The 13,667-nt window shown below is 69.0% G+C and carries 18 protein-coding genes; 10 read left to right on the top strand and 8 right to left on the bottom strand.

Going from position 1 to position 13,667, the window contains the following annotated elements:
* On the top strand, positions 1-238 hold a 238-nt coding region (locus ACFQQJ_RS08055), incomplete at its 5' end, for an ATP-binding protein (protein ID WP_377105463.1).
* 179 nt (positions 239-417) lie between these two features.
* On the opposite strand, the gene ACFQQJ_RS08050 is transcribed toward ACFQQJ_RS08055, so the two are convergent.
* The 3 genes from ACFQQJ_RS08050 to ACFQQJ_RS08040 form a co-directional block, all read right to left on the bottom strand.
* On the bottom strand, positions 418-825 hold the full coding sequence (locus tag ACFQQJ_RS08050) for a hypothetical protein (RefSeq protein ID WP_377105461.1): 408 nt from the start codon (positions 823-825) through the stop codon (positions 418-420).
* A 120-nt stretch (positions 826-945) separates the two neighbouring features.
* Positions 946-1,407: a hypothetical protein gene (locus ACFQQJ_RS08045; RefSeq protein ID WP_377105460.1), complete on the bottom strand. Its 462-nt coding sequence runs from the start codon at positions 1,405-1,407 to the stop codon at positions 946-948.
* A 328-nt stretch (positions 1,408-1,735) separates the two neighbouring features.
* Complete coding sequence (locus ACFQQJ_RS08040) at positions 1,736-2,527, bottom strand: hypothetical protein (RefSeq protein WP_377105459.1); 792 nt, start codon at positions 2,525-2,527, stop codon at positions 1,736-1,738.
* Positions 2,528-2,886: 359 nt separating this feature from the next.
* Between ACFQQJ_RS08040 and ACFQQJ_RS08035 the strand changes: the two genes are divergently transcribed.
* Positions 2,887-3,135 carry a CPCC family cysteine-rich protein gene (locus tag ACFQQJ_RS08035; RefSeq protein ID WP_377105519.1) on the top strand — a complete coding sequence of 83 codons (249 nt, stop codon included), beginning with the start codon at positions 2,887-2,889 and terminating at the stop codon, positions 3,133-3,135.
* Between the two features lie 67 nt (positions 3,136-3,202).
* On the top strand, positions 3,203-3,532 hold the full coding sequence (locus ACFQQJ_RS08030; protein ID WP_377105458.1) for a hypothetical protein: 330 nt from the start codon (positions 3,203-3,205) through the stop codon (positions 3,530-3,532).
* A 134-nt stretch (positions 3,533-3,666) separates the two neighbouring features.
* On the opposite strand, the gene ACFQQJ_RS08025 is transcribed toward ACFQQJ_RS08030, so the two are convergent.
* Entirely contained in the window at positions 3,667-5,100 is a 1,434-nt protein-coding gene (locus tag ACFQQJ_RS08025; RefSeq protein ID WP_377105457.1) for an aldehyde dehydrogenase family protein, read from the bottom strand.
* A 109-nt stretch (positions 5,101-5,209) separates the two neighbouring features.
* On the bottom strand, positions 5,210-6,043 hold the full coding sequence (locus tag ACFQQJ_RS08020; RefSeq protein WP_377105456.1) for an oxidoreductase: 834 nt from the start codon (positions 6,041-6,043) through the stop codon (positions 5,210-5,212).
* Positions 6,044-6,147: 104 nt separating this feature from the next.
* On the opposite strand from ACFQQJ_RS08020, the gene ACFQQJ_RS08015 reads away from it, so the two are divergent.
* The 4 genes from ACFQQJ_RS08015 to ACFQQJ_RS08000 all read left to right on the top strand — a co-directional run bounded on the left by ACFQQJ_RS08015 (position 6,148) and on the right by ACFQQJ_RS08000 (position 8,505).
* Entirely contained in the window at positions 6,148-6,705 is a 558-nt protein-coding gene (locus ACFQQJ_RS08015) for a TetR/AcrR family transcriptional regulator (RefSeq protein WP_377105455.1), read from the top strand.
* 283 nt (positions 6,706-6,988) lie between these two features.
* On the top strand, positions 6,989-7,435 hold the full coding sequence (rnhA, locus tag ACFQQJ_RS08010) for a ribonuclease HI (RefSeq protein ID WP_377105454.1): 447 nt from the start codon (positions 6,989-6,991) through the stop codon (positions 7,433-7,435).
* Positions 7,436-7,508: 73 nt separating this feature from the next.
* On the top strand, positions 7,509-8,036 hold the full coding sequence (locus ACFQQJ_RS08005) for a ferritin (RefSeq protein WP_377105453.1): 528 nt from the start codon (positions 7,509-7,511) through the stop codon (positions 8,034-8,036).
* A 19-nt stretch (positions 8,037-8,055) separates the two neighbouring features.
* Positions 8,056-8,505, top strand: coding sequence for a DUF1801 domain-containing protein (locus tag ACFQQJ_RS08000; RefSeq protein WP_377105452.1), 450 nt, complete (start codon positions 8,056-8,058; stop codon positions 8,503-8,505).
* A 55-nt stretch (positions 8,506-8,560) separates the two neighbouring features.
* Here the strand turns inward: ACFQQJ_RS08000 and ACFQQJ_RS07995 are convergent, their stop codons facing one another.
* A complete protein-coding gene (locus ACFQQJ_RS07995; RefSeq protein ID WP_377105451.1) occupies positions 8,561-9,349 on the bottom strand; it encodes an SRPBCC domain-containing protein in 789 nt (262 codons plus the stop codon).
* Positions 9,346-9,924 carry a winged helix-turn-helix domain-containing protein gene (locus tag ACFQQJ_RS07990; protein WP_377105450.1) on the bottom strand — a complete coding sequence of 193 codons (579 nt, stop codon included), beginning with the start codon at positions 9,922-9,924 and terminating at the stop codon, positions 9,346-9,348. Before ACFQQJ_RS07990 ends, ACFQQJ_RS07995 begins: the two co-directional genes overlap by 4 nt.
* A gap of 135 nt (positions 9,925-10,059) precedes the next feature.
* Here ACFQQJ_RS07990 and ACFQQJ_RS07985 point away from each other — a divergent pair, with 135 nt between their 5' ends.
* A complete protein-coding gene (locus tag ACFQQJ_RS07985; RefSeq protein ID WP_377105449.1) occupies positions 10,060-10,623 on the top strand; it encodes a dihydrofolate reductase family protein in 564 nt (187 codons plus the stop codon).
* A gap of 59 nt (positions 10,624-10,682) precedes the next feature.
* Here the strand turns inward: ACFQQJ_RS07985 and ACFQQJ_RS07980 are convergent, their stop codons facing one another.
* Positions 10,683-11,342: a Type 1 glutamine amidotransferase-like domain-containing protein gene (locus ACFQQJ_RS07980; protein WP_377105448.1), complete on the bottom strand. Its 660-nt coding sequence runs from the start codon at positions 11,340-11,342 to the stop codon at positions 10,683-10,685.
* Positions 11,343-11,462: 120 nt separating this feature from the next.
* Here ACFQQJ_RS07980 and ACFQQJ_RS07975 point away from each other — a divergent pair, with 120 nt between their 5' ends.
* Positions 11,463-12,170, top strand: coding sequence for an alanyl-tRNA editing protein (locus ACFQQJ_RS07975; protein ID WP_377105447.1), 708 nt, complete (start codon positions 11,463-11,465; stop codon positions 12,168-12,170).
* A gap of 149 nt (positions 12,171-12,319) precedes the next feature.
* Positions 12,320-13,621, top strand: coding sequence for a VCBS repeat-containing protein (locus tag ACFQQJ_RS07970; RefSeq protein WP_377105446.1), 1,302 nt, complete (start codon positions 12,320-12,322; stop codon positions 13,619-13,621).
* The last annotated feature ends 46 nt before the right edge of the window (positions 13,622-13,667 follow it).

The following is a 13,667-nucleotide window of genomic DNA, read 5'->3' as shown; positions in this document are numbered from 1 at the left end:
ACTCCTATTCCAGGTCCTGACCGAGCGCGAGGAGAAGACCGCGATCGCGATCGCGTCCAACGAGCCCTTCAGCGGCTGGACCAAGACCTTCACCGACCCCCGCCTGTGCGCCGCGATCGTCGACCGCCTGACCTACGACGCCACCATCATCGAAACCGGCACGACCAGCTACCGCCTCGCCCACACCCGAGCAGGTGGGGCCAACTCAAGCCGTCCTGGTGGGGCCAAGTCGAGTTGACATACTCACGTGGACGCACTGACGCCTGGATCTACGTCGCAGAAGCAGGCGGATGGACTCGGTGGGGAGTCGACCACTACCTGGGCGCCTTCCAACCTCGCTGGTTCAAGAACGCGCCAGCAGAGGTCTAGCAGCCACGGCGTAGGCACACCGGGCGCGGTGAAGTCGGATGCTCCGCATCACCAGGAGCCGGCCGCGCTACCTATGACGAAGGTCGCGATTGCGATGCCCGAGAGGCCCCACACTGCCTTTCCGGCGAGGATCCAGCCGGCGGTCTTGGTGCCTGCCAGCCTCGAGAAGTGCTCGATGAAGCCGCGGTCAAGCCCTGGTACTCGCTGCCACTGCCGCCGCGGCACTTCCCGAACACCATCAGCCATGGCCGACAGACCTACACCCAACGCGACGAATAGCCCTGCAACGATCGCCCAGAGACCGCTTGGGTCGGCGAGGGCTCTGTCATCGGCGTTGGTCCAGCTAGCCGCACTGAAGATGAGCGCTGCCGCTGCCCCGATTGGAGGCAGCAGGCAGGAGCAAAGAGCAGCAATAGCGGTCGCCCGGGTTGCGCGGTCGGGCGCACGATCGGTCACGTTGGAATCATCTCGCACCGCATGGACGTTGGCCCGCGATCGCTCGGTCTACGCGTGCACGCGCGCAGCGGCACAAGCGATGCCCGCAGGTTGACCTATTCGCGGCTTGACCCGGCTTGCTTAGGGGTAGACGACGGTGTCGTAGGCACACAACTGGTCGACCTTCTTCAGGAGCCTGCCATTCTCGTCGACGATTTCCCAGTTGTTCACACAGCGACCCTCGAGCGGAGAGTTCATGATTCGCTCCTTCGTGTGCGGCATAGCTGTCGCCTTCGGCACGACGCGTCCATCTACTTTCGCCTGCAGAACGATGACTTGGTCGGAGTTGTTCTGGACCAAGATGGTGGGTCTTGCGGCTTCCAGGCCGCACCCGCCCAGCGCGAGGGCGATGGTGGCTGCTAATGCACTGAGAGCGGGCTTCATGTGGCCGTTCGTTGGTCGCTGGGTCGGGCCCGAGCCTAGTTGGGGCGAGGTGCGTCGGAAGCCGAAATCGAACTCCGCATGAAGAACCCGCCTGTGCTTCAGCTGCGCGCGATCGACATTGACATCGCAGATGTGAGGAGACGCCACCGGCAGCACCAAGACCGAAGACTGCCGTCGGCAGTGCCAGTGGCCCGCACCGCTAGCTCCTAACAAGCTCATCGGCAAGACCGCCCGGGTGGATAGCGGCATGGGCGGCTTGCTGACAGTCCCCGCGAGCGTTCCTTGACTCACAACATCGATCACACGGTGGTTGTGCGACCCCGGCTGTAGCTTCGTGCGTGCAGCGACGGGTCCTGGTCGGGGGGAATCCCTGGCGGTGGGCCCTCGCGGCTGTCGGCCTGCTGTTTGTCAGCCTTGAACTGCCGCCGTTCTTCAGGCCGCTGCCCGACTATGCAGCAGGATGGTTTCGCCCGGCGGAAGCGTTCTCTCAGCCGACATTCTGGCCCGCTGGGTTGCCGGGCGTAGCGGTGGCTGCGAGTGGTGGATACCACCGGATCTCCCGCCGAAGCGAACGGCCGCGGACTCGGACCCAAGCCGCCCGCGGTGTTCGCCGAGGGGCCACATCGGTTACCTCGGGAGCGCGAAACACAAGCTCGGTCCTGACTATGCGGTCGTCGATCGAATCGATCAGCACTGCGCTGGGACCCCGTACACCGCTGATCAGAGCGCCGAGCTGCTGAAAGAGCACTTCTGCGCTTTCGCCCCGCTCGAACCCGCGGGCGGTCGACTCGTGTCCCCCGAAGCTCGATCGAAACGCGGTCAGGAGATCGCCTGCGACTTGGAGTGCCGCCGTCCGGCTCGGATCCGCCGCAGGCCAAAGCTGAACCTCGAAGTAGCCGTCCGCAACGTCGGACACACGCCATCCAATGTCGGGTCTCAGCGCGAGGTATTCAGGGACTAGAGCGGCCAACCCCGCGGCGTCGAGACGGGGCAGCGACCGGCGGGCAAGCCAGTTGAGAAGCCCGACCGCGATGACGTCCACGAGCATCACTGCGAGCGCGACAAAGAGCAGAACCAATGAGATCCAGGGGATATCCGAGACCGGCCACGTTCCCGTGCCCCATTCAATCAACGCGGTCTCCAGGGCCAGCCCACCGAGCGAGGCGAGTGACAGCCATTGGGCAGACCAGCCCCACACCGAGACTTCCGCCCCGTTTGCCAGCCAGAACCCGCCCCAGTTGCTCTGGCGCGGTCGCGGACCCCTGGTGATCCCACTCACAGCCGAAAGGCTAGCCCTAGCCCACCGGCGAACCCACGGAGCGGGTCTGCTGCACGATCAGGTGACAGTGGTTAGTCACGCAGCCTGATCGGCTGTCGAGACGAGAAGCGATCCGCTGCCTGAAGCGCTGCGTCGCCCGCCAGACCTACCACGCAACCCTCGCCGCTCCGACGCGAGGGTTGACGCTCCACAGGACCATCACAGAGGGGAGCCAGATGAGGTCGCGGCCGGGCAGCCGTGAGGCTACCGTCCGCGGCGCGGCATGACCGGATGATTCCACTCCGTTCTAGAGTGCGTGTTGTGGGACTAGGCCGTCTTGTGCAGCAACTCCGCTCCAGACTCACGCCAGCGAGCCCAGCCTGGGCGGCGCTCACTTCCCCTGCGCATGCTGCGGGTACCTCACCATCCAAGAGCCGGGCGATTACGAGTTGTGCCCGGTCTGCTTCTGGGAGGACGACCCTGACCAGCAGCAGGACTCCGCCTTCGAGTTCGGGGCCAACGGATACTCACTGGCCTTCGCGAAGGAAAGCTACGCAGCTACAGGATCGTCCCACCCGAGCTTCCGCTTCAGAGTTCGCCACCCGCTGCCCTCGGAACTGCCGCTTTAGCTCCGCGGAGCGCGGCAAGTCCGGATGAATCTCGAGGGGGCAGCCAGGCCGTGAGAGCATCGTGCTCGTGGCGAGCTGGGTCTATTGCGTGATTGCGATGGCGCTTCTGCTGATTGCCGTGGCCCGCGAGACGGAGACCGTCCCTGCGAGCGGGCCACGCATCGCGCTGATGCTGATTCCGGCCGCCGTGGCGATGACGCTCGGCGCACATGCAACCGGGGTGGACCCATCGCCTCTCGCAGCTGGCACGTTCGGGCTCGCCTGGACCACGCTCAGCGGCTTTCACCCAGGACGAGTCTGGCGGGCCAAGGGGTCGAAGGGACGTCGCCTTGCCTTCGGGGCTCTTTGGGTGTCCATCGCCGCCTGGGTCGCGGCGTTTGTGTTGACGACCGCCTGATCGCGGCAGATGAGGTCGCGGCCGGGCAGCCGAAGGCTACCGTCCGCGGCGCGGCATGAGCGTGAATCCCCACCCAGCCATCCAGGGGTCCTGAGGGGCGCTCACGGATGGTCGAGATCGGCGGGGCTTGCGGTTCAGATCTGTCCGACGATGGCTTTGGTTTCGAGGTATTCCTCGAGTCCTGCGGTGCCCCAGATGCGGCCGTTGCCGGAGTGTTTGTAGCCACCGAAGGGGGCGAACAGGTTCGGGGTGACGGCGTTGACGACGACTTGTCCGGCGCGAATCCTGGCTGCGACCCGTTTGGCTTGGTCGGTGTCTTCCCCGGTGACGTAGCCGGCGAGGCCGTACTCGCTGTCGTTCGCGATGCGGATCGCGTCGTCGATGCCGGTGTAGGTGATGACGGACATGACGGGGCCGAAGATCTCCTCTCGGGCGATGCGCATGTTGTTGGTGACGTCGGCGAAGACGGTGGGGCGGACGTACCAGCCGCTTGCGGTGGGGTCGGGTTTGCCCGGGCCCCCGGTGATGAGGGTGGCGCCTTCGTCGAGTCCGATCTGGATGTAGTCCTGGACGGTGTGCCACTGGGTCTGGTTCGCAACAGGCCCGAGGTCGACCTCCTTCATCGGGTCGCCGACGGTGAGCCCGTCGACCGCGCTCTTGACTCGTCGGAGAAAGTCGTCGAGGAGTGGCGCAGGGACGAGTGTGCGGGTGGGCGCGGCGCAGGTCTGGCCGGAGTTGCTCATGACGCCGTTGACGGCGGTGGTGACGGCGAGGTCGAGGTCGGCGTCGGGCAGGACGATGTGGGCGGACTTGCCACCGAGTTCCTGGCTGACCCGTTTCACGGTGTCGGCGGCGTCCTTCTGCACCTGGATGCCGACGTCGGTGGAGCCGGTGAATGCGACCATGTCGACGCCGGGGTGCTTGCTGAGCGCGGTGCCTACCGTCGAGCCCTTGCCGACGAGCAGGTTGAACACCCCTGCCGGGACCCCGGCAGCGTCCATGATTTGGGCGAACACCTCGCCGGCGTGGGAGACGATCTCGGCGGGCTTGAGGATGACGGTGCAGCCTGCGGCAAGGGCGGGGGCGACCTTCTCGGCCATTTGCAGCGAGGGGTAGTTCCACGGCGGGATCAGGGCGGCGACGCCGACTGGATCCTTGTCGATGATGTGGTCGCCGGCGACGTCGTGGAACGGGTAGCCGGGCAGGGTGTCGATCATGGACGTGAACTGCAGGATCGCCGCTCCCACGGCGATCCGGCTGCCGGCGATCGGGATTCCCATGTCGGTGGTGACGGCGATCGCCATGTCCTCGGCGCGACGGGTGAACTCGGCGGCGATCCGGCTGAACATAGCCACCCGATCCGCGATCGTGGTGTGGGAGTAGGTCTCGAACGCCGCCCGGGCGGCCGCGACAGCCCGGTCGACCTCGTCGAGGCCTGCCAGGGCGACCCGGCCGGTCACCTGGCCGGTGGCGGGGTTGCGCAGCTCGTTGGTTAGTCCGGCCCAGTCGGTGGTCCAGGTGCCGTTGATGTAGTGGGTGACCAGATCGGTGGTGGCTGTAGCGGTCATGGTGGTGTCCTTTCAGGGGATGTCCCGCGATGGCGAGACTGCGAGCGACGGTTCCTGAGGTGCCGGCGGCTGCCAGCCAAGGGCGCCGGGAGCCACACCGCTCGGCCCGTCAGTTGCGGGGGAGTCCCGTGGCGCGGGCGATGAGGGCGTCGTACTGGCGGTCGGAGAGGATGCCGCGGGCCGCGATCAGCGGCTTGGCGCCGAATCCGACCGCGTAGCGGGTGCGGGGTCGCCGGGCGGTCACGGCCTTGGCGATGGCGTCGGCGATCACCGAGGGCGGGGAGTTGCGGTTGGCGTTGGCCTCCGACCGCAGCGAGCTGGCCACGGCCTTGGCCTGGGCGGCGTACGGGCCGGTCCCGGAAGTCGCCTCGACGTGATCGGCGGCGATTGCGCCCCATTCAGTGGCGATGCCGCCGGGCTCGATGACCACCACGTCGATCCCGAAGGGGGCGACTTCCATGCGCAAGCAGTCGCTGAGCGCCTCGAGGGCGAACTTGGTGCCGTGGTACCAGCCGCCCAGCGGGGTGTGCAGCTTGCCGCCCATCGAGGTGATGTTCACGATGGTGCCCGACCGCTGGGCACGCATGTGCGGCAGCACGAGCTGGGTCAGCCGCATCGCGCCGAACACGTTGACCTCGAACTGGCGACGGCCTTCGTCGATGTCGACGTCCTCCAGCGCGCCGTAGGAGCCGTAACCGGCGTTATTGACCAGGACGTCGATCCGGCCGGCCTCAGCGATGATCTTCGCGATGCCGGCGGTCATCGACGCTTCGTCGGTGACGTCCATCGCGACGGCCCGGATGCCTTCGGCGGACAGCTTCTTGAGTCGTTCGGTTCGGCGGGCTGCTCCGTAGACGGTGTAGCCCAGCGACTGGAGCTTGCGGGCGGTGGCCTCGCCGATCCCGGAGGACGCTCCGGTGACGAGGGCAACGGTGTTGGTCATGGTCTCTCTCCTGCTGTAAAGTGAATCTCGGTTCACGTACATCATGAACCATCATTCACGTTAATGCAAGTGAGAGATCCTCTCTCGTTTCATGGAGGAGTCAGATGGCTGCCGAACGGCCCCAACGCGCCGACGCGATCCGCAACCGACGCCGGATCCTGGACGCCGCCGCCGCGCAGATCACCACCGCCGGCCCCGAGGTCGGCATGGACGACATCGCCCAGGCCGCCGGTGTCGCCGTCGGCACCCTCTACCGGCACTTCCCGACCAAGACCGACCTCCTTGCCGCGGTGATCGCCGAGGACGTCTCCGCGATCGCCGATGACGCCGAAGCCTCCCTCGCCCGCGTCCGTGCCGGCGCTCGCGCGGTCGACGAGGTGGTCGGCTTCCTCCAGCGCGTCGCCGAGGCCACCGCAAAGAGCCACGCCGTCAAAGCCGCCGCCGCCGGCCTCGGCGTTCAGGGTCATGGGGAGCAGACCGACGAGACCCGTGCCGGCGTCGCCGTGGCAGAGCTCCTCCAAGCCGCCCAGCGAGACGGCGACGTCCGTCCGAACATCACCGTCGACGACATCTACCTCCTCGTCGCCACCGCCCCCACAGACCAGCCCCAACAGATCGGGCGCTGGCTCGAACTCGTCCTCCCCGGAATCGTCGCTGGCTGACCACCGCTCCGTCGCGTCAACAACAGGAGCCCTGTCAGTCCTGCCCGAGGGGCGGGGGAATGCCGCCTTGCCGCACACGCTGTATTCGGCATGAGCGCGCGACTCAGGAGCTACCACTCGTCCAGGTGATGCTCCGGCGACGGCTATCGCCGAGATCGTCGCGGCCCTTCCTGCTGTGGGCCGGCTCGTCTTGGCCGAGTCGAGTCGTGTCCCCCGAGCGTCCGGCTTGCGCGCACCGGCTCGTGCCTGCCAGCCTCCTTGGAGCCGAACAGCAAGGAACCCGATGACCGACCAGACCACCCTGCACATGTGGACCGACGGCGCCTGCAAGGGCAATCCGGGTCCGGGCGGCTGGGGCGTGCTGATGACCTACGGCCCGCACTCCCGGGAACTGTTCGGCGGCGAGGCGCTCACCACCAACAACCGGATGGAGCTGCTGGCGGTGATCCGCGGCCTGGAGGCGCTGACCCGTCCCAGCGAGGTGCACCTGCACGTCGATTCCGCGTACGTGATGAACGGCATGACCAAGTGGATCCACGGCTGGAAGCGCAACGGCTGGCGCACCGCGGACAAGAAGCCGGTTAAGAACGCGGAGCTGTGGCAGGAGCTGGAGGCCCAGATCGCACGACACACCGTCCGCTGGGAGTGGGTGAAGGGCCACGCGGGCGATCCCGGCAACGAACGGGCGGACCAGCTGGCCAACCTGGGGGTGGAGCAGGCCCGCGGCTGAACGCATCCCGCAGGGGAGCCGGTGGTGATTCTGCAGATGGCCGGTTCCGCGCGTGCGCCCCTAGCCTGAGGGCATGGGCAGCTTCACAGAGCTCCTCGGAGCGCAGGTCAGGAATGAGTTCGCGGCGTCCCAGCAGTACGCGGCGGTAGCGGTGTGGTTCGACTCGCAGGACCTTCCGCAGCTCGCCCGCTACTTCTACCGCCAGTCGCTGGAGGAGCGCAACCACGCGATGATGATGGTCCAGTACATGCTCGACCGGAACCTGGCGGTGACGATCCCCGGGATCGATCCGGTGCGCAACGACTTCGCCACCCCGTCCGAGCCGATCGCGCTGGCGCTCGCCCAGGAGAAGCAGGTGACCGCCGACATCGAGGCCCTCTTCGCCGCCGCCCGCAACGGGGGCGACCCGCTCGGCGAGCAGTTCATGCTGTGGTTCCTCAAGGAACAGGTGGAGGAGGTCGCCTCGATGGCCACCCTCCTCAACGTCGCGCAGCGCGCGGGCGACAACTGGTTCGACCTGGAGAACTACGTCGCCAGGGAGAGCATCGGCGACGGTGGGCACGACACGTCCGCCCCGGCCGCGGCCGGGGGCGCGCTGTAGGCCCGGGCGGCGCGTCCAGATGCCGTCCGGAACCGCCGAGCAGGTCGAGGAGTACCTCGCCACCCAACCCGGGCCAAAGCAGGCCGACCTCCGGCACCTGCACGCCCGGATCCTGGCGGAGTTCCCGCGGTCCCGGCTGTGGTTCCTCGACGGCACGGACGAAACCGGCAAGGTCGTGGCCAACCCGAGCATCGGCTACGGCACCCACGCGCTGACCTACGCCGACGGATCCTCGCGCGAGTTCTACCTCATCGGCCTGAGCGCCACCACCAGGGGCATCTCGGTCTACGTGTTGGGGCTCGACGACAAGACCTTCCTCTCCCGCACCTACGCCGCCTCGATCGGCCGGGCCACCGTGACCGGCTACTGCATCAGGTTCGCCCGCCTTGCCGACATCGACGTCGACGTCCTGCTGGCGGCGGTCCGCCACGGCATGGCCAGGGACACCTCCGCCTCCGCGAACGTGTAGTCGGTGCCGGCCCGCCCCGTGCGCGGTGACGCCGGACGGGCGGGCCCGCATCCGGTCACTCGGCAGGGACGGACAGCTGCTGCAGCCACGCCTCCCAGGCCGGCTCCTCACGCCGCACGTACTCGGCCGCGTCCGGGGAGAACAGGTAGGCGCGCACGCCCGCCGACGACTCGCCCTCCCCCGCCCCGTGCACGAAGACGGTCAGCATCCCGGGCACCGGCGCCGTGAGTCGGACGAGGGCTTGCCGCTCGCCGACGCGCTCGACCCTGCCGGTGGTGTCGCGCAGCTCGAGAGTCGTGCCCTCCCCGCCCAGGCCCAGCTCCTCGCGCAGCGCCGCCCAGACCGTCCCGGCATCGCCCGGGTGGGACGCGGAGGCCTCGAGCGGCGTCGCCTCCTGGCCGGCGAAGTGCGCCAGGTAGAGGCGCAGGTTGTCGAAGAACGGCTTCCAGCTCGTCCCCATGTCCTCCCAGAACTCCGCCTCCCAGTCCGCGCCCGTACCGAAGCCACTACTCGTGACCCGCACCACGCAGGTGCCGCCGGACTGAGCCTCGACGAGGAACTCCGACGTCAACGGGCTCAGGGCGTCGGGGTCGAGGCCCATCAGGGCGGCCCAGTCCTCCTCGTAGACGAGGCGCCGTGGCGGCTCCCAGGCGGTCACGTGACCGTCCGAGCCCATGTCGGGGCCCATCGAGAAGTGCAGGGAACCGCCTTCGCGCTCCTCGAGCTCGGTCGGCAGGAACCAGGCGCTCATGCCCCTGGCGGTGGCGACCGCCTGCCAGACCTGCTCGGCGGTGCCGGGCACCTCGACGCTGAACTGCAGACGGTACGGGACGGTCGCGGTCATGGCTTCTCCTTCGGACGCGGGTGGACGGCGACGACGAGCCGGTGCGGGCGTCCGTCGTCGTGGTGGTAGCGGGCGGCCAGGTCGAGCACCGCCGCGGTCAGGTCGTCGGCGAAGGCCGCCCGGTCGGCGGCCGATCGGAAGCCGATCTCGGTGTCGATCGCCAGGGTGGGCAACCGCGTGCCGGTGACGCGGGCGCGGCGCGCCAGGGCACCGACCTCCCGGACCAGCCGGCCGGCCAGGGCGACCAGGTACGCGGCCGAGAAGTGGTCGGTGGTGGCGTCCGGGTCGGCCGCCGACGCGCTCACCGCCGCCGGCGACACGACGTAGGACGCCGCGGACGCCTGGAGCACCCGCTCGGTGATGCCCCCGTGCCGGCGCTCCTCGGACAGCTCCACCAGTCCGTGCGCCTCGAGCGCCTTGAGGTGGTAGTTGACCTTCTGGCGTGCGATCCCGACGCGGGCGGCCAGACCGGCGGCGGAGGCAGGCACGACCAGTTCGTTCAGCAGCCTCGCCCGGACGGGGTCCAGCGCCGCGGCGGCCGCCTCCGGGCTCTCGATGACTTCGACGTCCTGCATGGCCCCACCCTGCCCCTGACAACATTTCTTGTCAAGAGGTGCGGGAGGTGACGGCGGCGGCTTCGGCGTCACCCTCGCGGTATTGCTCCTGTCGGCGGGACGATGCAGGCTGGACCCTCGACCTGGGGAGGTTCCATGGGCAGGCTGATCTACGCGGCCAACATCTCGCTCGACGGTTTCCTGGAGGACGCGGCCGGTTCGCTGGACTGGTCGGTGCCCGACGAGGAGGTGCACGCCTTCTGGAACGAGCACGAGCGCGGGATCGGCACGTCGCTGTACGGGCGGCGGATGTACGAGACCATGCGGGTCTGGGAGCTGGATGACTGGCTGGCTGACGAGCCCGCGGTCGTCCGTGAGTACGCCGGGATCTGGCGTGACACCGACAAAGTCGTGTACTCCTCCTCGCTCGGGGAGGTGTCGACCGCCCGCACCAGGATCGAGCGCCAATTCGACCCTGAGGCGGTGCGTCGGCTCAAGGAAGCCTCCCGCGCCGACCTCAGCATCGGTGGCGCGACGATCGCCGCCGAGGCCTTCCGGCACGGACTGGTCGACGAGTGCGTCCTGCTGCTGTGCCCGGTCACGGTGGGCGGCGGCAAGCCTGCGCTGCCCCGCGGGGTCCCGCTCGACCTTGAGCTGATCGACCACCGACGGTTCGACAACGGCGTGGTCTTTGTGCGCTACGCGGTCCGGAACCGGTGACGGGAGACTTGCGCCGGGCGGATCGGCTCCCCGGGCGCTGAACAGGTCGCCGGCAAGGGTCAGCCGAACCTCGTCCAGTCGCCCTCTGAAACCACCTCGGCCCTGCCGTCGACGACCGTGATGGCCGTCTGCTCGTCGATCGCGTACGCCGGTCCGCCGATGCCGGCGGCCCACCGCTCGGCGTCGGCCGGGCTGTTCTGCGGGAACGCGCCCAGGTGCGGGAAGATCGAGAAGTCGACCACACCCAGCCCCGAGTCGTCGGGCGCCGAGGGCCACTCGACGAAGCACTCCCCGATCCGCGGCGCCATCACCATGCTCCCGGCGCTCACTCCCACCCACACCGTGTCGGAGAGCGAAGGCAACAGCGCGGCGAGGCCCGACTCCCGCATCCAGTGGCACAGGTACGTCGCGTCGCCGCCGTCGACCAGCAGGGCGTCCGCCTCCCGCACCCACGGCACCCAACGGTCGGCGCCCACGGTGGGCAGTGCGGTCAGCTCGAGGACCCCGAGCGAGGCCCAGCCGAGGCCGGTCAGGTGGCGGAACCGGGGATCGGCAGCGATCAGCCCCCGCACCGAGGCCGGACCGCACAGCGGGTGTCCCCACTGCGCCGTCGGCACGCACAGGGCGTGGCTGTCGGCGATCGGCTTCCCGAGGAGCTGCACGAGCGCCGACTCGATGCTGGCGTTCGTGACGCCGCCGGAGGTGAGCAGGAGTCTCACAGTGCCTCCCAGGGTCGGACAACGGGGATGTGCGCCCGGACGTCAGTCCGTCTTGGGCCCGATGGTAGTCACGCCGTCCGGGATCTCGTCCCGGCCCCTCGACGCCCCTACGATGCCGCCGTGACCGCTCGCCTGTATCTCGACGACGCGTACCTGTCGTCGTTCGGTGCCGTCGTCACCGCCGCCCACGACGGGTGGGTGGCCCTCGACCGGACGGCGTTCTACCCCGGTGGCGGCGGGCAGCCCCCCGACCAGGGATCCCTTGCCGTCGACGGGAGCGACGTCGGCGTGACCGAGGCGAAGGAGGATCAGGACGGCCGCGTCTGGCACCACGTCCACGCCGACCTCGGCGTCGGTTCAGCGGTGGAAGGCAGGATCGACTGGCCCCGCAGGCACACCGTGATGCGGGCGCACGGGCTGATGCACGTCGTGAACAGCGTTGCGCGTGCCCGTTTCCGCGGCGCGATCACCGGCGTCCAGCTCGGCGTCGACCGCTCCCGTATCGATCTTCGCCTGTCCGGGTTCGACCGGGACCGGCTGCCGGAGTTCGAGGGCGCGGTGAACGCCGTCCTCGCGCGGGATCTGCCGATCCGCGCCCACGTCATCCCCGAAGCCGAGTATCGCTCCCGTCCCGAGCTCGTCCGAACCCTCAACGTCGAGCCACCCGTGGCGGCCGGGAGAGTCCGGGTCGTCGAGATCGTCGGATTCGATGCGCAGGCCTGTGGCGGCACCCACGTCCACAGCACCGGCGAGATCGGCACCAGCCGGATCATCCGATACGACAACAAGGGTCGCGACAACAAGCGCCTCTACTGGGAACTGGCCTGACAGGTGCAGGAGCACGGGCGACGGAGCGGCGGTTCGTACGGATTCGGTCCCGACGCTCCGGTGTACCCCTCGGCCGAGTGTCTAGGCTCGGCGAAGGGTCCAGAGGAAGGTTCACGGCCGTGCCGCCGAAGTGGTCTGCACTGACTGTCGTGTTGGCAGCGGTGCTGATGTTCCCGCTGCCAGCGGCGGCCGCGCCGCGGCCTTCGCCGGGGACGTCTGCACGGGCGACGCGGATCAACGACATCGACGGCGACCGGAAGGTCGACCTCGTGCTGCTCGACCCGGGAACCGGCGACTTCTCCACCACGGACGACAGCGAGCAGCGCCGGGTCGGCGGCATTCGGATCCTGTTCGGCGACGGGGCGGTGCAGACCATCAGCCGACACCAGTTCCATGACCTTCCTGTCGAGGACTCCCGGTTCGGTGCAGGGCTCGTCGTGGGAGACCTGAACCGCGACGGGTACGCCGACATCGTGGTGTCGGATTCCAGTGCCAACGACTACAAGGGCGTGGTGTGGGTGGTCTGGGGATCCGCTCGGGGAGTCTCGGCACGAGGCGTGCAGATACTGCTGGAGGGCTCCCGCGGGCGTCCCGTGGGCGCGGCCTTGGCCTTCGTGCCGGTGCCCGACCCGGTCCTGGCCGTCGGGACGGAGGCGACGGACGGCCGGCCCGGCGGGGTGTTGCTGTGCCAGGTGACTCCCGGTGGCCGGCTCGGAGCCCAGCGCTACGTCACGATCGGGTCGCCCGGCATCGTCGGATCGGCGAGCGGGGGTCCGGCACTCGGACGGACCTTGGCCGCCTCGAACGACCTTCTGGTTCTCGGCGCGAACGAGGCCGGTCCGAAGCTCTACGGCGGAGCGGTCTGGATCCTCCAGATGGCCGGCGGGCTGACCTACTGGGCCATCCGCGTCACCCAGGACACCCCCGGGGTGCCGGGACGAACGGAGACCGACGACAACTTCGGGCTCGCGGTGTCGGTCCTGGACGACTGGGTCGCGATCGCCGTTCCGGAGGAGCGTGTCCGGGGGACGAACCTCCGGGGGGCGCTCCAGCCGGTCCGCGTCGAACGGACCGGTCACGGACTGAGGCTCCATCCCGGCAGGCTGATCTCCAGAGCTGACGCCCCCCTCGCCGCAGCGTCCGGTCCGACGGGCGCACCGCAGGAGGTCTTGATCACGCGCTGCAACACCGGATACGGAGCCATCCTCGGGCCTGGACTCGCGCCCGTACCGCTGGCCAGCGCCGCCGGCTGCACCTCAGAGACCCTCGGCACCGGAGCACAGTCCGGCATCGTGCGCACCGGCACGGGCGCCGAGGTCCGGGACCAGCCTGCCGTCGTCGAAGGCGGCGGCGTGATCGTGGGCTGGGCGGCACAGCGAAGCACCTACGACGCCGGGTCGTCAGACGCCTGGGACGTGGCTGCCGCCAAGCTCGCCCCGCCGGCAGCGTGAGCCCCCACGGCTGGCCGACCCGCAGGACCCGCGCGCACCGTCGGCA

Source organism: Propionicimonas sp. T2.31MG-18, from assembly GCF_964266745.1.
In the GTDB taxonomy this organism is placed as follows: domain Bacteria; phylum Actinomycetota; class Actinomycetes; order Propionibacteriales; family Propionibacteriaceae; genus Propionicimonas.
Note: the sequence above shows the minus strand (reverse complement) of the source record. Positions and strands in the feature narration are given on the sequence as shown.